This window comes from Chromatiaceae bacterium, from assembly GCA_024235395.1.
GTDB lineage: Bacteria > Pseudomonadota > Gammaproteobacteria > Chromatiales > Chromatiaceae > Thiosocius.
Map to the genome: position 1 here is coordinate 820,845 of JACKMK010000001.1, position 21,795 is coordinate 842,639.

General features: G+C 62.6%; 15 protein-coding genes. 10 read left to right on the forward strand and 5 right to left on the reverse strand.

Annotated elements, in window-relative coordinates; genetic code table 11:
* Window positions 1–108: 108 nt before the first annotated feature.
* A complete protein-coding gene (locus H6955_03765; GenBank protein ID MCP5312646.1) occupies window positions 109–4,341 on the reverse strand; it encodes an efflux RND transporter permease subunit in 4,233 nt (1,410 codons plus the stop codon).
* 70 nt (window positions 4,342–4,411) lie between these two features.
* Window positions 4,412–5,554, reverse strand: coding sequence for an efflux RND transporter periplasmic adaptor subunit (locus H6955_03770; GenBank protein MCP5312647.1), 1,143 nt, complete (start codon window positions 5,552–5,554; stop codon window positions 4,412–4,414).
* Between the two features lie 480 nt (window positions 5,555–6,034).
* On the opposite strand from H6955_03770, the gene H6955_03775 reads away from it, so the two are divergent.
* Entirely contained in the window at window positions 6,035–7,573 is a 1,539-nt protein-coding gene (locus H6955_03775; GenBank protein MCP5312648.1) for a dynamin family protein, read from the forward strand.
* Between the two features lie 13 nt (window positions 7,574–7,586).
* Window positions 7,587–8,489, forward strand: coding sequence for an ROK family protein (locus H6955_03780; GenBank protein ID MCP5312649.1), 903 nt, complete (start codon window positions 7,587–7,589; stop codon window positions 8,487–8,489).
* Window positions 8,490–8,501: 12 nt separating this feature from the next.
* Here the strand turns inward: H6955_03780 and H6955_03785 are convergent, their stop codons facing one another.
* Window positions 8,502–9,350: an HDOD domain-containing protein gene (locus H6955_03785; protein ID MCP5312650.1), complete on the reverse strand. Its 849-nt coding sequence runs from the start codon at window positions 9,348–9,350 to the stop codon at window positions 8,502–8,504.
* A 158-nt stretch (window positions 9,351–9,508) separates the two neighbouring features.
* On the opposite strand from H6955_03785, the gene H6955_03790 reads away from it, so the two are divergent.
* Genes H6955_03790 through H6955_03805 form a run of 4 tightly spaced genes read left to right on the forward strand, consistent with a single transcriptional unit; the run spans window position 9,509 to window position 13,213 of the window.
* The gene (locus H6955_03790) at window positions 9,509–10,195 is read left to right on the forward strand and encodes an NUDIX hydrolase (GenBank protein MCP5312651.1); all 687 of its coding nucleotides are present in this window, start codon (window positions 9,509–9,511) and stop codon (window positions 10,193–10,195) included.
* Window positions 10,192–11,265 carry a quinolinate synthase NadA gene (gene nadA, locus H6955_03795; protein ID MCP5312652.1) on the forward strand — a complete coding sequence of 358 codons (1,074 nt, stop codon included), beginning with the start codon at window positions 10,192–10,194 and terminating at the stop codon, window positions 11,263–11,265. The genes H6955_03790 and nadA overlap by 4 nt, the downstream gene beginning before the upstream one ends.
* Before the next feature lie 9 nt (window positions 11,266–11,274).
* Window positions 11,275–12,786: a polyphosphate:AMP phosphotransferase gene (gene pap / locus H6955_03800; protein MCP5312653.1), complete on the forward strand. Its 1,512-nt coding sequence runs from the start codon at window positions 11,275–11,277 to the stop codon at window positions 12,784–12,786.
* Between the two features lie 40 nt (window positions 12,787–12,826).
* On the forward strand, window positions 12,827–13,213 hold the full coding sequence (locus tag H6955_03805; protein MCP5312654.1) for a SirB2 family protein: 387 nt from the start codon (window positions 12,827–12,829) through the stop codon (window positions 13,211–13,213).
* Between the two features lie 3 nt (window positions 13,214–13,216).
* Here the strand turns inward: H6955_03805 and H6955_03810 are convergent, their stop codons facing one another.
* Both H6955_03810 and mobB read right to left on the reverse strand, forming a co-directional pair.
* A complete protein-coding gene (locus H6955_03810; protein MCP5312655.1) occupies window positions 13,217–13,867 on the reverse strand; it encodes a cytochrome b/b6 domain-containing protein in 651 nt (216 codons plus the stop codon).
* Between the two features lie 112 nt (window positions 13,868–13,979).
* Window positions 13,980–14,516 carry a molybdopterin-guanine dinucleotide biosynthesis protein B gene (mobB, locus tag H6955_03815; protein MCP5312656.1) on the reverse strand — a complete coding sequence of 179 codons (537 nt, stop codon included), beginning with the start codon at window positions 14,514–14,516 and terminating at the stop codon, window positions 13,980–13,982.
* A 608-nt stretch (window positions 14,517–15,124) separates the two neighbouring features.
* On the opposite strand from mobB, the gene H6955_03820 reads away from it, so the two are divergent.
* The 4 genes from H6955_03820 (at window position 15,125) to H6955_03835 (ending at window position 21,576) form a co-directional block, all read left to right on the forward strand.
* Window positions 15,125–15,595 (forward strand): TlpA family protein disulfide reductase, encoded by a 471-nt coding sequence (locus H6955_03820; GenBank protein ID MCP5312657.1) that lies wholly within the window; start codon window positions 15,125–15,127, stop codon window positions 15,593–15,595.
* Window positions 15,596–15,970: 375 nt separating this feature from the next.
* Window positions 15,971–18,883 (forward strand): ribonucleoside-diphosphate reductase subunit alpha, encoded by a 2,913-nt coding sequence (locus H6955_03825; GenBank protein ID MCP5312658.1) that lies wholly within the window; start codon window positions 15,971–15,973, stop codon window positions 18,881–18,883.
* Between the two features lie 33 nt (window positions 18,884–18,916).
* The gene (locus H6955_03830; protein ID MCP5312659.1) at window positions 18,917–20,053 is read left to right on the forward strand and encodes a ribonucleotide-diphosphate reductase subunit beta; all 1,137 of its coding nucleotides are present in this window, start codon (window positions 18,917–18,919) and stop codon (window positions 20,051–20,053) included.
* A 212-nt stretch (window positions 20,054–20,265) separates the two neighbouring features.
* A complete protein-coding gene (locus H6955_03835; GenBank protein MCP5312660.1) occupies window positions 20,266–21,576 on the forward strand; it encodes a ribonucleotide-diphosphate reductase subunit beta in 1,311 nt (436 codons plus the stop codon).
* The last annotated feature ends 219 nt before the right edge of the window (window positions 21,577–21,795 follow it).

A 21,795-nucleotide genomic window follows, 5' to 3' on the forward strand; every position in this document is an offset into this window, starting at 1 on the left:
CAAGCTGTGTAGCTGCGCGAGCAAGGTGTGTCGCCTCCGCAACGTTTCCTGCCGCCAGCGTCTGGTGCGACGACATCGACGCCGACGGGCAAGACTCCACGCCTGCTCTTAGTTTAGACCGTCTCCGTCAGGTTTTCCCAGACTTTTCAACTGGATACCCCGCCTTCCGGAACCTTTTTTTCTAGTTGAGGGAATGCCGGTCTGAGTGGATGCCGGTGACGCCGCAGGTTTCTTGCCGGATGCCGACTCACGCGAAGGGCGCTTTGCCACCTGGGGCTCGTTGGCGTTGGCGCCGGAGGATTCCGGAGGCTGCTTTTTCAGCACGACGCGCGTACCGCCGGAACGCCGCGCAGTTGCTTTCTTCGCCGGCGGCTCAGTGCCCTTGGCCTTGCCAGCTGCGGGTTTGGCTCTGGACCTGGTCACTGCGGACCTGGTCGCTGCGGACTTGGCGGCAGTGGACTTGGCTGCGGACTTGGTCTCTGCGGACTTGGTCTCTGCGGACTTGGCCTTTGCGGATTTGGCCTCTGCGGACTTGGCCTCTGCGGACTTGGCCTCTGCGGACTTGGCCTCTGCGGATTTGGTCTCTGCGGATTTGGTCTCGACGGACTTGGTCGCTACGGATTTGGTCGCTGCGCGCTTGGTCGCGGTGGACTCGCCGGCAGCAGGCCTTGCGGCTGGCGCCTTGGTTTCCCCAGACCTGTGCACGGCGGCCGAGTCACCCGCCCGGCGTCCCGTTTGCACCTCGACACCCCGCGCCGCCGGCGGTCGTGCAGCCGACTCGGACGCAACGATAGCCTCTTTCGCCGCCTTGTCGCTCACCGGCTTTTTCCTGGAGCGCAACAATCGTGCAAGTCCGCCAAACAGCACCGCGAGCAGCCCGACCACGCCGAACAGCACGCTGGCGAATCCACTCCAGGCCTTCACCCAGAGCGGATCTCCGACCTTGGTACCGGCACCCTGTGGCCCGCCAGGGCCCCCTTCCGGACCTTGCCCTTCGGAAAACTTGCGGCACTTGTTGGTGCCGGCCACGGCGCAAAGCGAATCCGAGGCCGCCACGCAGCCCAGCGGAATCACGACCAGGGTCAACAGCGTGGAGACCAACACGCCTGAGGCGAGCGATATCGCCATACCCTGGAATATCGGGTCGAAAAAGATCACCGAAGAGCCACACACCAGCGCCAGCGCGGTGATCAGGATCGGCCGCGTCCGCGTCTTGCACGCGGAGATCACCGCATCGACCACCGAATCGCCTTCCTGGATGCGGTGGACCGAAAAGTCGACCAGCAGGATCGAATTGCGCACGATGATACCGGCCAGCGCGATCCAGCCGATCATCGACGTTGCGGTGAACTCGCCACCCCACCCCATCTGGAAGAACAGCGTGTGCGCCGGGATGATCCCGAGCAGGGTCAGCGGGATCGGAGCCATGATCAATGCGGGGATCCGGAAGTTGCCGAACTCCCAGACCACCAGGATGTAGATCAATATCAGTGCGGCACCAAACGCGATGCCCATATCCCGGAAGGTCTCATAGGTGACCGTCCATTCGCCCGCCCATTCGATCGCCGAATAGGCGTCGTCAGGGGGCGGGCCTGTATAGTAGATATGATCGCAGAGGTCGACCCCGTCGGGGGTACGGCAACCCAACTCGGCGAGCTTGTCCTCCACCTGCAGCATCCCGTAGATCGGCGCCGCGAGGCGACCTCCGACGTCGGCAACCACGTACTCGACCGGCCTCAGGTCTTTGTTGTAGATGATGTCGGCCTCGGTGCGCCGCTCGAACGCGCCGAGCTCGCGCAACGGCACACCGCCGCCGCTGAGTGGCGACTGAACGAGGATATCGCCCAGGCGGGAGATCTGCGAGCGCTCGGCGAGTGGCACCTGGATCACGATGTTGATCGGCTCGTGGCCCGCCCGCTGTTTGACATCGCCGAGGACATACCCGCCGAGTGCCATCGACAGCTCGCGGTTGATGCTCTCCACCGAGATACCGCGCCGCTGTGCCTTCTCCTGATCGACCTCGAAATGCCAATACTCGTAAGGCTCGCGCATGTAGTTGTCGACGTCGCGCAGGCTCTCGGTCTGGCTGAAGATGCTGGTCAGGTCCCGCGCGACCTGTCGACGGGTCTCCGGATCGGGGCCGTGCACTTCGGCGACCACGGATTGCAGCACCGGCGGACCAGGCGGCATCTCGACCACCGAATACTTCGCGCGTGTCCCTTCGACCAGTTGCTGGATCTGCTGACGCGCGTCGACCGCGATCTCGTGGCTGGACCTTTTGCGCTCGGTCTTGTCGAGGAGCTGCACCTGGATCTCGGCCTGCCAGGGGTGCTGCCGGAGGTAGTAGTGCCGGACCATGCCGTTGAAATCGAAAGGCCGCGCGGTTCCGACATAGATCTGTGCCGCCGTGACCTCCGGCATCCGCCGCAGCCGCTCCGCGATCACGTGCGCCATGTTGCCCGTGTCGGCAAGTGGCGTGCCTTCCGGCATATCGAGCACGACAGCAAATTCCGGTTTGTTGTCGAGTGGCAGCATCTTCACCGCCACCCATTTGAAATAAAAGAACGAGCACATCAGGATCAGCGCGCCCCACATCGCCAGCTTGAACAGGCGCGCCTTGTTGCGGTCGAGAATCATCGGCATCAGGACACGCCGGTAGAGCCTCTCGAGCCACTCGGCCTCCTTCAGCTCGCGAACCTCGGCGCTTTCCAGGTAGTGCATCGTCGGCCGGAACATGCCGTGGATAGCGAACCACGGGGTGAACACGAACGCCGCGAACAGCGAGATGCCCATCGCGACCGAACCCAGCACCGGGATCGGCAACATGTAGGGCCCCATCATGCCGGTGACCGCTCCCATCGGCAGTAGCGCGCCGATGACCGTCAGGGTCGCGAGGATGGTCGGGTTGCCGACCTCGCGCACCGCGTCGACCGCCGTGGCCATATCGGTCTGACCTTGTTCGAGCCAGCGCCGGTAGATGTTCTCGACGACCACGATTGCGTCGTCCACCAGGATGCCGATCGAGAAGATCAACGCGAACAGCGACACGCGGTCGATCGTGAAATCCAGCAGCATCGCGCACAGGATGGTGAACAGCAGCACGACCGGCACGACGAACAGCACGACGAACGCGGGTTTGAGCGCACGGAACGCGATCCACACCAGCAGGAATACGAACATGGTCGCGACGAACAGCTTGAAGATCAGTTCGTTGACCTTCTCCTCAGCGGTCTTTCCGTAGTTGCGCGTGATGCTGACGTGTACGTCGTTGGGGATCAGTCGTCCGCGCAGATTCTCGACCCGCTGGATGATCGCCTCCGCGACGTCCACCCCGTTGGTACCTTTCTTTTTCGCCACCGCGATGGTGACCGCCGGCACACTGATCGCCTGATCGGGATCCTCGGCCGCTGCGCCGGTGTAGTACGCGACCGTCTGTGTAGCGTCCTCGGGGCCCTGTCGCACATCGGCGACGTCATGCACATAGACAGGCGCACCGTTGTGGATCCCGACCTGGAGCCGGTTGATGTCTTCGACCGATTCGAGGAAAGCGCCCGACACGACCATCATGTGCGTGCCGCCCGACTCCACGTCGCCCATCTGCTGCTCGACGTTGGACGCGGTGATGGCCTGGGCGACCTGTGCCAGGCTGAGGCCAAATCCGGCCAGACGCTCGGGATAGACCTCGACGGTCACCTGTTCGGCGCGTCCGCCCACCACGAAGCTGTCGCCGGTGTCCGGTATCTCCTTGATGTGTTGCATGACCGATTGCGCCAGACGCCGCAACTGCGAGTCATCGACATCCGGCACGCCGTCGCCGTTGTAGTCCTTCTCCGACCACAGCGTCAGCGTGACTACCGGGACGTCGTCGATGCCCTTCGCCTTCACCAACGGCGGCATCACGCCCGGCGGGATACGGTCCATGTTCGATTCAAGTTTGTCGTTGACCTTGACCAGCGAGTTCTCCATCTCCTCGCCGACGTCGAACTGTACGGTCACGATACCCATGCCACGCTGACTCGCCGAGTAGACGTGGTCGACGCCCTCGATCTCGTACATGATGCGTTCTAGGGGCTGGACCGCGAGGGAGGCGACCTGCTCGGGTTCGGCGCCCGGGTACTGCACAATCAGATCGACCATCGGCACCGAGATCTGCGGATCCTCCTGGCGCGGCGTGGCCAGCAGCCCGAGGATGCCGAGCATCAACATCGCCAGATACAACAACGGCGACAACGGCGAGTTGATGAAGAAACGGGCCATGTTCCCGGCCAGGCCGAGACCGTTCGCCGGATGGCCGGTCGCCTCCGGGCCACCCGCTGGGGGACGCTGTTCAATGTCGCTCATGCGTTTCTGTCAATCCGTCAAGCCAGTACGGCACTGCCGCACGCCGCCGTAACCCGTGGGTCGCTGCCGTTCAGTCGCCGCGACTTCTGCTCATGATGTCGGGACCGGGATTGGGATACACCCGATCCCCGGGGGCGATGCCGGACAGGACCATCGTCATGCCGTTGTCCAGGCGCTTGCCCTGGCGAATCATGCGCAGCTCCGGCTCCCCCTGGTCGTTCTGGATGTACACCACCGGCAGGCTGCCCCGGTAACGGATCGCGGTGCTCGGTATAACCGGCAGCTGGTGCTTCGTCGGTCCCGTGATGTCCGGAATCTGCACCCTGGCGTACATGCCGGGTTTCGACACGCCCTGCGGAATGTCGAACTTCACCTTTATCGTGTGACGCTGCACATCCGCCATCGGGAAGATCTGCGCGACGCGCACCGCGACGGGTTCCGGATGATCATCGAAGGTGGCCGCATTCTGCAGAACGCCCATCGGCTGCAGGCCCTGTGCGAGGCGCGCCGGCACATCGACCTCGATCTGCAGCCAGGTCACGTCGGCGAGCTTGAGCATCGGCTGCCCCGGCTGCACGGTATCGCCCTCTTCGACGAATTTCTCGACGATCACCCCGTCGAACGGCGCCAGGCTCTTCGCATCCCGCAACTTCGCATCGATCGCCCTGATCTCCGATTGCGCCTGTAGCATCGCGCTGCGTGCCTGTTCCATGCGCGTGCTCGACGCATACAGATCCGCGCTGCGTTCGGCACCGCGATCGCGCTGGCCCATGAAATCCTCGGCCGGCCGGGTGAACATCTGGTCGAACAGGTTCGGGATCGCCATCCCGCCAGGGGCACTCTTCGACTGAGGCGACCAGAGTTCGCGCGAGTACTGTACCCCGGCGTTACGCAGCTGCGCATCGGCCGACGCCAACTGCGCATAGGCCGCACTGCGCTTGGCCAGCAACTCGTCTTCATCGAGCGCGATCAGCGTGGTGCCCTCCTCGAACGCCTCGCCCTCGATGCCGGCGATGAACTTGACCCGCCCCGGCAACTGCGCGGCCAGCGTCACCTCCTTGAAGGGGACGACGCTGCCGCTGACGACCACGGTGGGTATCTCGGTCGATTCCTTGACGACAAAAACATCCTGCACATCGCGGTCGCGCGCCGTGCTCGATGCAGCCGCGACGACGAGCGTTGCGGCAACGGTGGCGATCAGGGTCTTTCGCATTCTTTTTGCTAGCCTTTTAAAGCGTCTGACAACTCGAACGCCGGTGCGGCCGTACCGCCCGGCATAAAGTCGCTTCAGCAGGATTCGTGCGCGGAAGTGCCTGATTCGACGGATTCAACGACAAATCAGCGACCTCCCCGGATGCGCGTGCCGGCCGGCCTGGCCGCGTGGCATTCGATTCATTGACCATGCCACTTCAACTCCCTGATTACGCGCGATAATTTCGCTCGTTCGCATGTCGATTCGCAGCTTTCTGCGGACTGTCGCGAGCGTTTCTGAGTGGGACGATTATCTGCCAGCCGACACGTCGAATGCAATAAAGCAAAACCCTTTCCGAGGCATGCGAAGGGCCGTCCGGGCGGTGTCTGCAGGGACAGATGGAAGGCGATGGATTGTGTGCTCCGCAACCTACACCTCGCACCCCGCGAGGGGTACCATGCGCGAGACCGCCAAACATAAGGATACGAGGAGCAACGTCCAATGCGCGCCGCTGGGCCAGTCATAGAGACCCGTCTTAAACACCTCGAAGCCCACCTCGAGCAGGAGAACCCGGTGCTGCTCAATGCGGTGCAGAGTTTTCGCGAACTCGACACCGTCGCCTACAAGATGGGACTGTTCGATGCGGAACAGTCGTTTGCCACACAGATACCGTGGTGGCCCCTGATCTCGGTGCTCGGTACCTTTTCCGCCGGGAAATCGACGTTTATCAACCATTACATCGGCGACAGACTGCAGCGCAGCGGCAACCAGGCGGTCGACGACAAGTTTACGGTGTTGTGCTTCAGCAGCCACGCAACAACCCACGCCCTGCCCGGGGTCGCGCTCGATTCCGACCCCCGCTTCCCGTTCTACAAGATCAGCGGCGAGATCGAGAAGGTGGCGGCCGGCGAAGGATCGCGGATAGACGCCTACCTGCAGCTCAAGACCACGCCGAGCCAGGCGCTGCGGGGCAAGATCCTGATCGACTCCCCGGGATTCGATGCCGATGCACAGCGCACCTCGACGCTGAAGATCACCGACCACATCATCGATCTCTCCGATCTTGTGCTGGTGTTCTTCGATGCCCGCCACCCGGAACCCGGCGCCATGCGCGACACGCTCGACCACCTCGTCAGCAAGACGATCAGCCGGGCCGACTCTGGCAAGTTCCTGTACATCCTCAACCAGATCGACACCACCGCGCGCGAAGACAATCCCGAGGAGGTGGTGGCCGCCTGGCAACGCGCGCTCGGTGAACGCGGACTGACGGCCGGTCGCTTTTTCACGATCTACAACGAAGAGGCCGCAAACCCGATCACCGACGAGGCGCTGCGCCGGCGTTTCCGCGGCAAGCGCGACACCGACCTCGCCGAGATTCACGAACGCATGGAGCAGGTCGAGATCGAGCGCGCCTACCGGATCGTCGGGTCACTCGAAAAGACCGCGCGCAGCTTCGAGGAAAAGGCTGTACCCGCGGTCACGCAGATGATCGCGATGTGGCGCAAACGCACCCTGATCGGCGACCTGATCGCCGCGCTGCTGATCATCGGCGGGTTCGTGTTCGCCACGGTGCGTCTCGGGCAGTGGGATGGCCTGCATCTGAAGGCCGCCTGGTGGGACAAGATCAGCGAGTCACCGATGAGCCTCTATTTCACCGCCCTGGCGGTCTATCTCGTCTGGCTGGCGGTGCACTTCGGGGTGCGCCACCTGGCGGCGAAGTCGCTGTCTGGCACCGCCGACCGCCTGGCCCAGAAAATCGGTCTGCGCGGCAGTCTGCGCGACGCATTCCGACTCAACACCAAACCCTGGCACAGCATCTTCAGCCGCCAACCGGTGGGCTGGGGTCGGCGAAACCGGCGGCGTGTCCAGCAGGTGCTGGAGAACACCGACAACTACGTCCAGGATCTGAACGACCGTTTCACCGACCCATCGGGCCGCCCGACCCCGGAGATCTCTGCCACACCGGACGATGCGATCGATCCGCCGGAGGTACTGGACGAGACCGCGCCCGCCGCGGTACGCGCCGGCAGCAGCGACTGACACCACTGTCCGCATGCCGCGGATCGGGATCGACCTCGGTGGGACCAAGATCGAAGGGATCGTCCTGGAACGGGACGACCGGATCAGTCAGCGCCTGCGGATTGCCACCCCGGCCGGTGATTACCGTGCGACGATCGACGCGGTCGCCGGCCTGGTCCGCGACCTCGAGGTCGCACGCGGTGAACGCTGCAGCGTGGGCGTCGGGACCCCCGGCGCACCTTCACCGCAAACGGGCCGATTGCGCAACGCGAATTCGACCTGCCTGAACGACCGACCGATCGAGCACGATCTCGCGATGGCGCTCGACAGACCGATCCGTATCGCCAACGACGCCGATTGCTTCACATTGTCGGAGGCCGCCGACGGCGCCGCGGTCGATGCATCCTGCGTCTTCGGGGTGATCGTCGGCACCGGGACCGGTGGCGGGATCGTGGTGCGCGGCGAACTGTTGAACGGCCCCAATGCGATTGCCGGCGAGTGGGGTCACAACCCGCTCCCCTGGGCCGATCCCGATGAGACGCCCGGGCCACGCTGTTACTGCGGGAAGCACGGCTGCATCGAGACCTTTCTGTCCGGCCCCGGGATGGCACTCGACTTCGCACAGCACGGTGGCGAACGGCACTCGGCGATCGAGATCGTCCGCCTCGCGGATGCCGGCGATGCGCGCGCACTGGACTGTGTACGACGCTACGTAGACCGGATGGCGCGCAGTCTGGCCAGTGTCATCAATCTGCTCGATCCGGACGTGATCGTGCTGGGCGGCGGCATGTCGAACATCAGCCGGCTGTATCACAGCGTGCCGCAACGATGGGTGCGCTACGTGTTCTCCGACGTCGTCCGCACCCGGCTGATACCCCCGATGCACGGCGACAGCAGCGGCGTGCGCGGTGCGGCCCGCCTCTGGCCTGCTGAATGAATGCTCAGCGTGTCACGCGGCGCCGAGCGCGCCGGCGAGCGATGTCAACGCATCATAGCGGTTGAGAAAGGCGCCCGAGCGGTACTCGCATTGCGCCTCTTCCACGCCCGCGACGCGTAACGTCTCGACATGCCCGGCGGTAACGCCCACCACCCATTTGCGCGCCGCCCGCAGCATCCGAACCATCGGCGGATCGCTCGCCGCGGCCAGGGGGTCGCCGAGCCGGGTCACGCCCTCGGCGACGATCGCGGGCAGCTGCCAATGCCGCGCCAGAAAGGCGCCCGCAGCCCAGTGGTCGATTCCCATCAGGGCGCGTTCGGCCTCTTCGAGGCTGCCGGACGTACCGTCGGCGGTGAGTCGCAGCGCGGCGTCGAACTTGGTCGGCCACAGGTGCGCCATCAGCAGTTCGCCAAGATTGTGCAGCAGGCCGACCAGATAGGTGGCATCGGGGTCTGCCGACCGCGGCGGCGACGCGCTGCGCGCAAGGCCGCTCGCGAGGTCCGCGGTCCCCAGGGCGATCAACCAGTATTCGGTGAGGTCGAAACGTCGGCAGGCATCGGTCGACAAGGCCCCGGTCACCGCCATGCCGAACGCCATGTTGCGCACCAGATTGAGACCGAGCACGTGCACGATCGCGTCGTGCACGTTGACCACCGTCCGGCGTGGTGCGTAGAACACCGAATTGGCTATCCCTATGAGGCGCGCGGTCAACCCGGGATCACGCTCGATCGCCCGCGCGAGGTCACCGATCTCGACGTCGGGATCGCCGGCCAGCTTCAGCAAGGCGGCAGCCGTCACCGGCAGTGGCGGTATGGACTGCACACTGATCAGGTCGTGGTAGGTGGTGCTGTTCGAATCCAACGGCATTACCGAATGGAATGGGCCTTTCCCATAGATCGGCCGCGCGACCTAAAGCTTGACCGGGAAGAAGCGATACGCGGCCAGATCCGCGGATATCGATATTGAATTGGTGTACCGAAGACACTAGCATGAGTGTACCGACCACACTTACTAGAACGATGCGCGCACCGGAACAGACCTTCAGCTATCCCTACCCGCACCCCGCGGTAACCACCGACGTGGTCGTATTCACGATCCGCGAGGGGTGTCTGAGCATATTGCTGGTGAAGCGCGCCAACCCGCCCTACCAGGGATGCTGGGCGCTGCCAGGGGGATTCCTCGACGTCGACGAGGACCTGGACAACTGTGCAGCGCGCGAACTTCAGGAGGAAACCGGGATCGGCGGGCTGTACCTGGAGCAGCTCTACACCTTTGGCAAGACAGGTCGCGATCCCCGCGAACGGGTGATCAGCGTGACCTACTACGCGCTGGTCCCTTTGGATGCCATCGCGACACCACGCGCCGCCAGTGATGCGGCAGCCGTGGGTTGGCATGCATTCGATGCACTGCCGCAACTAGCATTCGATCACGCCGAGATCATCGCGATGGCCCACCGCCGGCTGGTCGCCAAACTGGACTACTCGACAATTGCACTGCAGTTCATGCCGGAGTCGTTCACGCTCGGCGAGCTGCAATGCGTCTACGAGTCGCTACTGAACCAACCGCTCGACAAGCGCAATTTCCGCAAGCGCATTTTGTCGTTGGAGTTGATCGAGGAAACCGGTAAACAACGCCGCAATGGCAAACACCGCCCCGCGAGGGAATATCGCGCACGGCACCCGAAACGGGTGGAGATCATCAAATGAGCGTACAACCCATTCATCCGCACCACAGGCTGCCGCACATCGAAGTGCCCAAGCATCCTGTATGGCCGATCCTCTCTGCAAAAGAGAAGGACGCCATCAAGGGCCGCATAAAGGACCTGCTGAAGGCCAACAACGCCGTGCTGGTCGCGCACTACTACGTGGATGGCGACCTACAGGAACTCGCCGAGGAAACCGGCGGTTGCGTCGCCGATTCGCTGGAGATGGCACGCTATGGTACGAAGACCGACGCCGATACGTTGGTGGTTTGCGGCGTGCGTTTCATGGGCGAGACGGCAAAAATACTCAATCCGGAGAAGCGTGTACTGATGCCCGACCTCGGTGCGACCTGCTCGCTCGACGAGGGTTGCCCGGCCGATCTGTTCAATGCGTTTTGCGACGCCCATCCGGACCACACCGTGGTGGTCTACGCAAACACCAGTGCCGCGGTGAAAGCGCGCGCGGACTGGATGGTCACTTCGGGGATCGCATTGCCGATCGTCCGTCACCTGCACGCGCAGGGTGAGAAGATCCTCTGGGCACCGGACAGGCACCTCGGGCACTATGTGCAGATGCAGACCGGCGCAGACATGCTGATCTGGAAAGGTAGCTGCGTCGTTCACGAAGAGTTCAAGGGCTTCGCGCTGGAACGCCTCAAGCGACTGCACCCGGATGCCGCCGTGCTGGTCCACCCTGAATCACCGCAGGAGGTGCTCGAACTGGCCGATGTCGTCGGCTCGACGACTGCGCTGATCAAGGCAGTCGCGCAGTTACCGAACGAGGAATTCATCGTAGCGACCGACGACGGCATCTTTTGGAAGATGCACCAGATGGCGCCGAACAAGAAACTGCTTTCCGCGCCAACCGCCGGGGCCGGTGCCACCTGTGAGTCGTGTGCACACTGCCCCTGGATGGCGATGAACGCACTGCAGAATCTGGAGCAGGTATTGATTGACGGCAGCAACACGATCAGCATCGACCCAGACGTGCGAAACCGCGCCGTGATGTCCATTCAAAGGATGCTCGACTTTGCCGCTGAACACGGCATCAGCGGCGCCCTTCCAAAAAAATAAGGAGATCCCATGTTCGCTACCGCCAAGATTGGCCGCACCCTCAGCAAGGAGGCCTACAAGGCCGAGGTGGATGATCTGCGCACCGCATTGCTGGAGGCGCAGATAGCGCTACGCGAGCGCAACATACCCGTGTACCTGATCATCGCCGGCATGGAAGGCGCCGGTAAGGGTGAGGTGGTCAACGCGCTCGACGAATGGCTCGACGCGCGTGGCGTGAACGTCTTTGCCTTCTGGGAAGAAAGCGACGAAGAAAGGCTCAGACCGCGGGCGTGGCGATTCTGGCGTGCCATGCCGCGTCGCGGTGAGATCGGCGTTTTCTTCGGCGCCTGGTATCTGCACCCCATCGAACAGCGATTCACCGGCAACTGGAACGACGCGAAGTTGGATCAGTGCCTGCGCGGTATCCGCGAACTCGAACGCATGCTCATCAACGACGGCGCGATGATCGTCAAGTGCTGGTACCACTTCTCGGAGAAGGATCAACGTCGCAGGCTGAAGGCCCTGGCGCGCAGCGATCGAAGCCGCTGGAAGATGCTGCCGAAGAAATCGAAGTTCAGCGAACAGTACCAGCGGTTCGAGGAGGTCGCCGACCGCGTGGTGCGCAGTACCGACATAGGCCGCGCGCCCTGGCACATCATCGAGGCAACCGACCATCGTTACCGCAACATGACCACGGGTCGGATCCTGTTGCGGGCCATGCAGGAAGCGATCGCCCAGGCGCCGCACGATGAACGGCGTGTCGAGGACACCCCCTCCGGCAACAATGGCGACATGTTGCCCAGCGCACCGGAGGCACGCATCTCACTGCTCGACCGGATCGATCTCGCTCAGACGATCGAACGGGAAGACTATCGAACAAAGCTGCGTACACTGCAGGCCGAACTCAACGAGCTGGCGTGGCACGCGTACTCGCAGAAGATCTCGACTGTGCTGGTATTCGAGGGCGTCGACGCGGCCGGAAAAGGTGGCGCGATACGCCGGGTGACCCAGGCGGTCGATTCGCGGTTGCGCGAGGTGATCCCGATCGCCGCGCCGACCGACGAGGAAAAGGACCACCACTACCTGTGGCGCTTCTGGCGACACATACCGCGCGCCGGAAGAATGACGGTGTTCGACCGCTCCTGGTACGGCCGCGTGTTGGTGGAGCGGGTCGAGGGATTCACCAATCACGCCAATTGGGCACGCGCCTACCTCGAGATCAACGACTTCGAGGAACAGATGACCGAGGCCGGGATCATCGTGCAGAAGTTCTGGTTGCAGATCAGCAATGAAGAGCAGCTGGCGCGCTTCAAGGCACGCGAGGACACGCCGTACAAACGCTACAAGATCACCGATGAAGACTGGCGCAACCGGGAAAAATGGGACCAGTATCGCGAGGCGGTCAACGAAATGCTGGCGCGCACAAGCGCAAGCCATGCGCCGTGGAATCTTATTGCCGGCAACGACAAGCGTTTCGCGCGCATCCAGGTGTTGGAGATCGTGACTGCGGCACTGCGTGAGGCGATGAAATCGAGCAAATGACGGCACCTCGCCACGCGTCGGCGTCACGCTGCCCGTGACGATCCCCGGGGGCGATCACCAGACGCTGCGAGTCATCCATCAGACGTGCGCGTTGCTGTCGATCGTAGGCTTCGCATGGCGCGGTGGATTGATGTTGGCGGGATCGTCGATGCTGACGCATCGCTGGATGCGTCGCTGGCCGCACCTGATCGATACGCTGCTGTTGCTCAGCGGCGTATGGATGGTGTTCGATCTGCATCTCCATCCAGGCAACAGCCCCTGGCTGGCCGCCAAGCTGGCAGCATTGCTCATCTATATCGCACTGGGATTCGTCGCGCTGCGCCTGGGCAAGACGTACCGGGTGCGCGCCGCCGCCTTCGTCGCAGCGATTTCCTGCTTCGCATTTATTGTTGCAGTGGCGGTCACGCGCACGCCCTGGCCGTGGTGATGGCTATTTCCGGTTCAGATCGTCGATCCTGATCGACACCTGCGGCACCTCGGGTTTGACCAGGCCCTCACGTTCGACACGGAAATAGCGGTGGCCGTTGATCATCGCCGAGGTATCGGCTGCCTGACCTCGCAGATCCTGCAACACCACGCTGTAGACGTGTGCCAGCGTCACGACGAACACCGCATTCGCCATCCACTGGTGCACGCGCGGCAGATAGAAAACCCCGACGACCGGTGTGTCCGGCATCAACCACCCGGTCAGCGCCGACAACGCCAGCAGCGCGAACCAGACCAGGTAGATCGGTTTCCACAGCGGGTTGTGGGCGTACCAGTTGGGCAGCGGGGCCTTACCGAGCGACAGATAAAACAGGGCGCTGTTCCGCAGGCCGGTCATCTCCGAAGGTTTCGGCACCAGGTGCTCCAGCCGTTCGGCGCCCTTGCCGGCAAAACCGAGAAACAGGCGCAGCGCCAGGCCGAACACCAACACAGCGGCCCCCAGGTAATGCACCTCGGCGGCCCCGGCAGCGACCGTCGGGGCATTGGCGATCAACCAGCCCGTTACCAGCATCAGCAGCGTGGCGCCGGCCAGCGCCCAATGCGCCACACGCAGCCAGCCGCTCCAAACCGGGACTCTGCGGATCTGTTCGGCCATCGGACGGTCCTCATTGGAAATCGGTGCGGCAGCATACCCCTTGGCGCCGAATCCGCAGCCATGACGGTTGTCAATCCCCTACCTTCCGCCGGGTCAAGCGCGGGTGGGGGCGTTACGTCGATGCCGCAGACTGCCGCGACATCCAGTCCGCAATGAAGGCCGTGACGTCTTCCGGCCGGTTCAGCGGCAACACCGGGATCGCCAGCGCGGGCTGTATTTCGGCGTCGGCCGCAACCGCGATGACATCCGGGTCGTGCCGGCACAACATCGGATTGCCGAGCGCCGGTCGACAGACCTCGATCTTCGCCAGGCGCGCCTCGCGAAACCCTTCGACGAGTACCAGGTCGAGGTGGGGAAGATCCAAGCGGGCGATCAGCTCGTCCAGCCGTGGCTCACTCACGCCGTCGCCCTCCTCGACCCAGAAGCGGCGATGGGGTGAGGCCAACAGCACCTGTTGGGCACCCGCGGTGCGCAGCCGGTGCGAGTCCTTCCCGGGGATATCGATCTCGAAGTCATGGTGCGAGTGTTTGACCACTGCACAGCGGATGCCGCGTTTGGTCAACAGCGGAAGCACCCCCTGCAGGAGGGTCGTCTTGCCGGTCCCCGAATAGGCGACAACGCCCAGCACTGCAACGGCCGCATCTGTGATCACAGGCAATTCCTCATCGGTCTCGGGCGCTCGAATATGCCGGCTCGCCGTGACTCGCGGCAAGGCCCAGACGCGGCGTCCGCAGCAACCGCCGGCGGGGACAGCCGACGCAGATCGGCTGCAGCCACGCCAGGTGAGGCTCCGACGGGAAGATAAAAAAGCCGCCGTTCCAAGGAGGTTGGGACGGCGGCATGGGCCAAGTCTGGCTATATCGACAGAGAGTTAGGAGAAATCACCGCGAAGCGATTTCAGTTATCCTGTTGCAGTTGCTATGCCAAAATTATTTTTGCTTTGCAACATAGGAACTTGGCAAAACGGCGACGCGTTGAACGGCACGACTGCACCGGCATAGACGCACCAGCTTTGGGTGCTCTCCGGGGTTTTGCACCAAGCCCGGGCGCTGCGTCGATGGGCGGTCGCCAGCGCTGCGTGCGGGATGGCGGGGTCACACGCGGACCCATGGTGGCGGCTTGTTCCCGGTTGCGCGCTGACGTTTAATCCACGCCTGGGTGTGGACAGCTACCGCCGCGCGATCGATCACCGCGGGCGCGGCATGCGGGACCATCGACCGACAAAACTTTTTTCCTCCGTGCCGGACTAACTGTTGCATGAACAGCCCCTACCGCCTGCTCCTGATCGCCTGCATGACGATGACACTCTGGCTGCAGGCCCAGGCCGATCCGGCGGATTTCAGTCTCAACGACCTGGACGGCAATCCGGTCAGCCTCGCCGATTTCCGCGGTCGCTGGGTGGTGGTCAACTTCTGGGCATCCTGGTGCAGCCCCTGCGTGCGCGAGCTGCCTGAGCTGTCTGCGTTCCAACGGCAAAACCCGGACGTTCAGGTGCTGGGTATCAACTTCGAGGAGACTTCGGCCGACAAGGCCCGCGAGTTCCTGCGGCCGTTCGGGATCAATTTTCCGATCCTGATGATCGGCAACACACCGCTGGTGCCGTTCGAGCCGCTCGAAGGACTGCCGACCACCGTGATCGTCGATCCGGGTGGCGAGATCGTCGAGCGACACATGGGTCCGGTAGGCGCGAGCTATCTGAAAAGCATCCTGCAGCGCCACCAGCCCTAGGCACGCGGGAGATCCCACGCCGTTCGGTCACCACCGGGGCCTGGGGCGGCAGTCCCGTCTCGCCCTTCGGACCCCTACCCATTGACCGCCGCAACGTCGGCAAATTGGCGGCATCCGCCAAGCCCCCTCGGCCACTCCGGGTAAGTCACTGAATCAGCGAAGGAACAGTCGCTTCCTACGCCGCCATCCACAGTTCCTGCACAGATTCCACACGGTTTTCCACAGCATTTTTGCACAAGATGTTGTGGTTGACACTTGAGAGACAGCGTATATATTGTGTTTCGAGCAGGCGTCAGGCAGTACCTCGGCGACCCCGCCAGATCGCGCAATGCGGTCAGCCCGCTCGACAACTACACCATCCCAGGAGGAGTCTTAATGACCATCGAAGTCACCCCATTGCATGGCGGCACAGAGAACATCGCCGCCCGCCCGAGCGAATCCGCAGACGCAGAAGCCGGGCCGGAACTCAACGCCAATGCACCGGGTGGGCTGCGGGTGATCCGCCGCAACGGCAAGGTCACCGGTTTCGATGCAAACAAGATCGCTGTCGCGATGACCAAGGCCTTCCTGGCCGTCGAGGGCGGCAATGCCGCCGCCTCGGGACGCGTGCACGACCTTGTCCAGGAGCTGACCGTCCAGCTCGCGGACGCGCTCAAGCGCCGCAATCCGGCCGGCGGCACCATCCATATCGAAGACATCCAGGACCAGGTGGAACTGGCACTGATGCGTTCCGGCGAGCACAAAGTGGCGCGCGCCTACGTGCTGTACCGCGAAGAGCAGACCCGCAAACGCGCCGAGGAATCCGCGAAGAAACAGACCAAGAAAGAAGAACACCTGGTCAATATCACGCTCGCCGACGGCTCCACTCGCCCGCTCGACGTGGCACGCCTGCGCAAGCTGGTGACCGAAGCCTGCGCCGGCCTGGAGGCGGTGACGTCCGAGTCCATCCTCGACGATACCTGCCGCAATCTGTTCGACGGCGTGAAAGAGCGCGATGTCTCGCAGGCATTGGTGATGAGTGCCCGCACGCTGATCGAGAAAGAACCAAACTACTCGCACGCCGCCGCACGCCTGTTGCTCGACATGCTGCGGCGTGAGGTCCTCGCATTTCTCGGCATGGATACCGGGATCGCCACCCAGCAGGAGATGGGCGAACGCTACGCCGAGTATTTCGCAACCTACATCAAGCGTGGATCCGATCTCGAACTGCTCGACAAGCGGCTCACGCAATACGACCTGGCGCGCCTCGGTGCGGCACTCAAGCCGGAGCGCGACCTGCAGTTCACCTATCTCGGCCTGCAGACGCTGTACGACCGTTACTTCATCCACTCCAATGGCACGCGGTTCGAGCTGCCGCAGGCATTCTTCATGCGTGTCGCGATGGGCCTGGCGATCAACGAGATCGACCGCGAGGGGCGCGCGATCGAGTTCTATGATCTGCTGTCGAGCTTCGATTTCATGAGTTCGACGCCGACGCTGTTCAACTCGGGAACGCTGCGTCCGCAGCTTTCAAGCTGCTATCTGACCACGGTACCGGACGATCTCGACGGCATCTACAGCGCGATCAAGGACAACGCCCTTTTGTCCAAGTTCGCCGGTGGCCTGGGCAACGACTGGACGCGGGTGCGCGGCATGGGCGCCCACATCAAGGGCACGAACGGCAAATCGCAGGGCGTAGTCCCCTTCCTCAAGGTGGCCAACGACACCGCGGTCGCGGTGAACCAGGGTGGCAAACGCAAAGGCGCCGTGTGCGCCTACCTCGAGACCTGGCACATCGATATCGAGGAATTTCTGGATCTGCGCAAGAACACCGGTGACGACCGCCGCCGCACGCACGATATGAACACGGCGAACTGGATACCCGACCTGTTCATGAAGCGGGTCGCCGAAGAAGGCACCTGGACCCTGTTCTCGCCCGACGAGGCCGGCGATCTGCACGACCTGACCGGTCACGCTTTCGAAGAGGCCTATCTGCGTTACGAAGACAAGGCCAAACGCGGCGAAATGAATGTCGCCAAGACGCTCAAGGCCAACGATCTGTGGCGCAAGATGCTCGGCATGTTGTTCGAGACCGGGCATCCCTGGATGGCGTTCAAGGACCCGTGCAACGTGCGCTATACCAACCAGCACGTAGGTGTCGTGCACAGCTCGAACCTGTGCACCGAGATCACCCTGCACACCAACGACAACGAGGTCGCGGTATGCAACCTCGGCTCGGTGAACCTCGCCGCGCACGTCGACGACAACGGTCTGAATGTCGCGAAACTGCAGAAGACCATCGGCACTGCGATGCGCATGCTCGACAACGTGATCGAGTACAACTATTACAGCGTACCGCAGGCGCGCAGCTCGAACCTGCGTCACCGTCCGGTCGGACTGGGCATCATGGGATTCCAGGATGCGCTGTACAAGCTGCGTCTGCCCTACGCGAGCGACGAGGCCGTTACCTTTGCCGACCGCTCAATGGAGGCGGTTTCGTACTTCGCGATCCAGGCATCGACCGATCTCGCCGAGGAGCGCGGCCGCTACAACAGCTTCGAAGGCTCGCTTTGGAGTCAGGGCATACTGCCGATCGATTCGCTCGGCAACCTCGCCGAACAGCGTGGCAGCTATCTGCAGGTCGACGACAGCCGCACGCTCGATTGGGAAACGCTGCGCGAGCGGGTCATGACGATCGGCATGCGTAACTCCAACACCATGGCCATCGCGCCGACCGCGACGATATCGAACATCTGCGGGGTCAGCCAGTCGATCGAACCGACGTACCAGAACCTGTTCGTCAAATCGAACCTGTCGGGCGAGTTCACTGTGGTCAATCCGTACCTGGTGCGCGATCTGAAGGCGCTCGACCTGTGGGATCCGGTCATGGTCAACGACCTCAAGTACTACGACGGTTCGGTGCAGCCGATCAGCCGCATACCGGATGAGGTCAAATCGCTGTACGCCACCGCATTCGAGACCGACCCGCGCTGGCTGGTGGAGGCCGCGAGCCGCCGACAGAAGTGGATCGACCAGGCTCAGAGCCTGAACCTCTATATGTCGGAACCGTCCGGCAAGAAGCTCGACAACCTCTACAAACTGGCCTGGGTGCGTGGACTCAAGACGACCTACTACCTGCGGTCAATGGGTGCGACCCATGTCGAGAAATCGACCATGGACGACAGCAGCCGCTCCAACAAGCTGAGTGCCGTCGGTGGCAGCTATCAGGGCCTGTCGGCCGCCGATACCGGAACTGGTGCGCCCAAGGCGTGCAGCATCCTCGACCCCGACTGTGAAGCCTGCCAGTAAGGCGGTTTGAACAAGCGCTCAGGAGATATCAGCATGTTGAATTGGGACGATCCACTCGCGCCGATCAAGCCAGCGGCCAAGACCCCGCCACCGTCGGTGTCAATGGAAAAGGAGTCGGGTTCACAGCCAGCCAAAAAGCCGGCTACCAAACCGACTCCCGAAGTAGACCTGCGTCCGGTGAATCCGGACGACAAGCGGGTCATCAACGGCATGACCGACATCAACCAGCTGGCACCGTTCAAGTATCCGTGGGCCTGGGAGTACTTCCTCAACGCCAACCGCAACCACTGGACGCCGCTCGATATCGGCATGGCCCAGGACGTACACGACTATCACCACAAGCTGACGCTCGAGGAGCGTCACGTGTATGAGAACGTGCTTTCGTACCTGACCACGTCCGACATCCTGGCGATGCGCAACATCGGCCTGGCAGTGATGGAAAAGATGTCGGCGCCGGAGCTGCAGATCTACCAGGCTCGTCAGGTGTACGAGGAATCGCTGCATACCTGGACCTACCAGCACTGTATCGAAACGATCGGTCTGAACCAGAGCGAGATCTACAACCGCTACCGCGTGGTGCCGGAAATCAACGGCAAGATCCAGATCGCCAATCGCCGGCTGAACTCGGTACTGCGCGCCGACATCGACCTGACCGATCGCGAAGAACTGCAGAACTTCCTGATGGCCTATATCTTCTTCGCCGGGGTGTTCGAAGGCTGCTGGTTCTACAACGGTTTCAGCCCGATCTTCGCATTGCAGCGCCGTGGCCTGATGAAAGGTACCGCAGAACAGTTGCAGTACATCATGCGCGATGAGGTATTGCATGCCTCGTTCGGTATCCGCGTCGCCAAGCAGATAATGCTCGAAGAAAACATCCGCCCCGACCCCAAGGCATTGGCCGAGATGTGGGCCGAATGCGAGGCCGCGGAAGAGGCCTACGCCAGCTACATCCTGCGCGACCCGATCCTCGGGTACAGCAAGGAGGACCACGTCGGCCAGTACCGCTTCATCGCCAACCGGCGCGCCCGCAATCTCGGTTTCGACGAGCCATACCCGGGTGCCGAGCCGACGTTGAGCTGGCTCGATGAGCAGGCCAACCTGCGCAAGGAGAAAAACTTCTTCGAGACCCGCGTAACGGAATACCAGGCCGGCGGGCTGAAGTGGGAATGATGTCATCGCAGATGACATGACAGGTCAATGCCGGAGGGGCCACATGAACTCTCGCGCGACATTTTCAGTAATGTCATAGACCACCACCCAAAGGGGGATTGAGGTCACTCCGGCACCAATTTGTTACGCGACGGTCTGCACACGACGACCGCGGCGCTATCGGAACCAGGCTGCCCAGCGGCGGCCCCTTAAAGACCGAGCGGAGGGGAAGGATGCTGAACTGGGACGATCCATTGCAGCCCGCGGCACGGCGACCCGACCGGCGATTCGGCGGACAGGCCGAACAAAGCATCACACCACGGCCTGGCACACCCGATCCTCGCGGCAGCCACACCCGCGAGTCCGATCGCGACGATCCGCGTGACGAACACCGCTCCGCGAACCTCGCCGGAGTCCCCGTCGCACCCGCCGGCGATGAAGCGCAGTGCATCGCCGAACCCGACAGTGAATATGACGACGGCACCGGATCGGGTGCGACCGGTCTCGAGTCGCTGGAAAGGGGCGCCGGCCGCATCCGGGTCGACGACAAGCGCATCATCAACTGCCGCGCCGATCTCAACCAGCTGGTACCGTTCAAGTATGAATGGGCCTGGAAGAAGTACCTGGACGGTTGTGCAAACCACTGGATGCCGCAAGAGATCAACATGCACGCAGACATCCAGCTGTGGCGCGACCCGAACGGGTTGACCGACGACGAGCGCACCATCATCAAGCGCAACCTGGGCTTTTTCTCGACCGCGGATTCGTTGGTCGCCAACAATCTGGTGCTGGCCGTCTATCGCCATATCACCAACCCGGAATGCCGCCAGTATCTGTTGCGCCAGGCCTTCGAAGAGGCGCTGCATACGCATGCCTACCAGTACGTGGTCGAATCGCTCGGCCTCGACGAGGGCGAGGTGTTCAACATGTACCGGGAGGTCCCAGCGGTGGCGCGCAAAGCGGAATGGGCGCTGCCGTTTACGCAGCACTTGGCCGACCCGAAATTCCATACCGGTACGCCGGAAAACGACCAGAAACTCCTGCGCGAACTGGTGGCCTTCTACGTGATCTTCGAAGGCATTTTCTTTTACGTCGGGTTCACCCAGATACTCAGCATGGGCCGGCGTAACAAGATGACCGGCACTGCGGAGCAGTTCCAATACATTCTGCGCGACGAATCGATGCACATGAACTTCGGCATCGACGTGATCAACCAGATAAAGATCGAGAATCCACACCTGTGGACGGACGCCTTCAAGGCGGACATCGTAAGGATGATCCGTGATGCCGTGCAGCTGGAGATTCAGTACGCCTACGACACCATGCCGCGCGGCATCCTCGGCCTGAACGCCCCGATGTTCGAGGAGTATCTGCAATTCATCGCCAACCGGCGATGTTCCCAGATCGGTCTCGCTGAACAGTATTCCGGCGCGACCAATCCCTTCCCCTGGATGTCGGAGTTACTGGATCTGAAGAAGGAAAAGAACTTTTTCGAGACGCGCGTCACCGAGTACCAGACCGGCGGCGCCCTGAATTGGGAATGAAGACATCGCACCGGCGTTCCTCCTGTGCACACTCGGGGCTGGGGAAAGCCGAGCCCGGCCCCCTTTTTTTCCGTACTGCGGAAGCGTCCCGCTGCGGACACCAGGATATGGGGCGCCAACCCGTCAAAAGCCCAATATATGGGGTTTTTGCGACGCCTAAACACATTCTATTGTGATGCGAATCACAACTCGCGTAGGCTGTTCGAAAATTCATTGCGA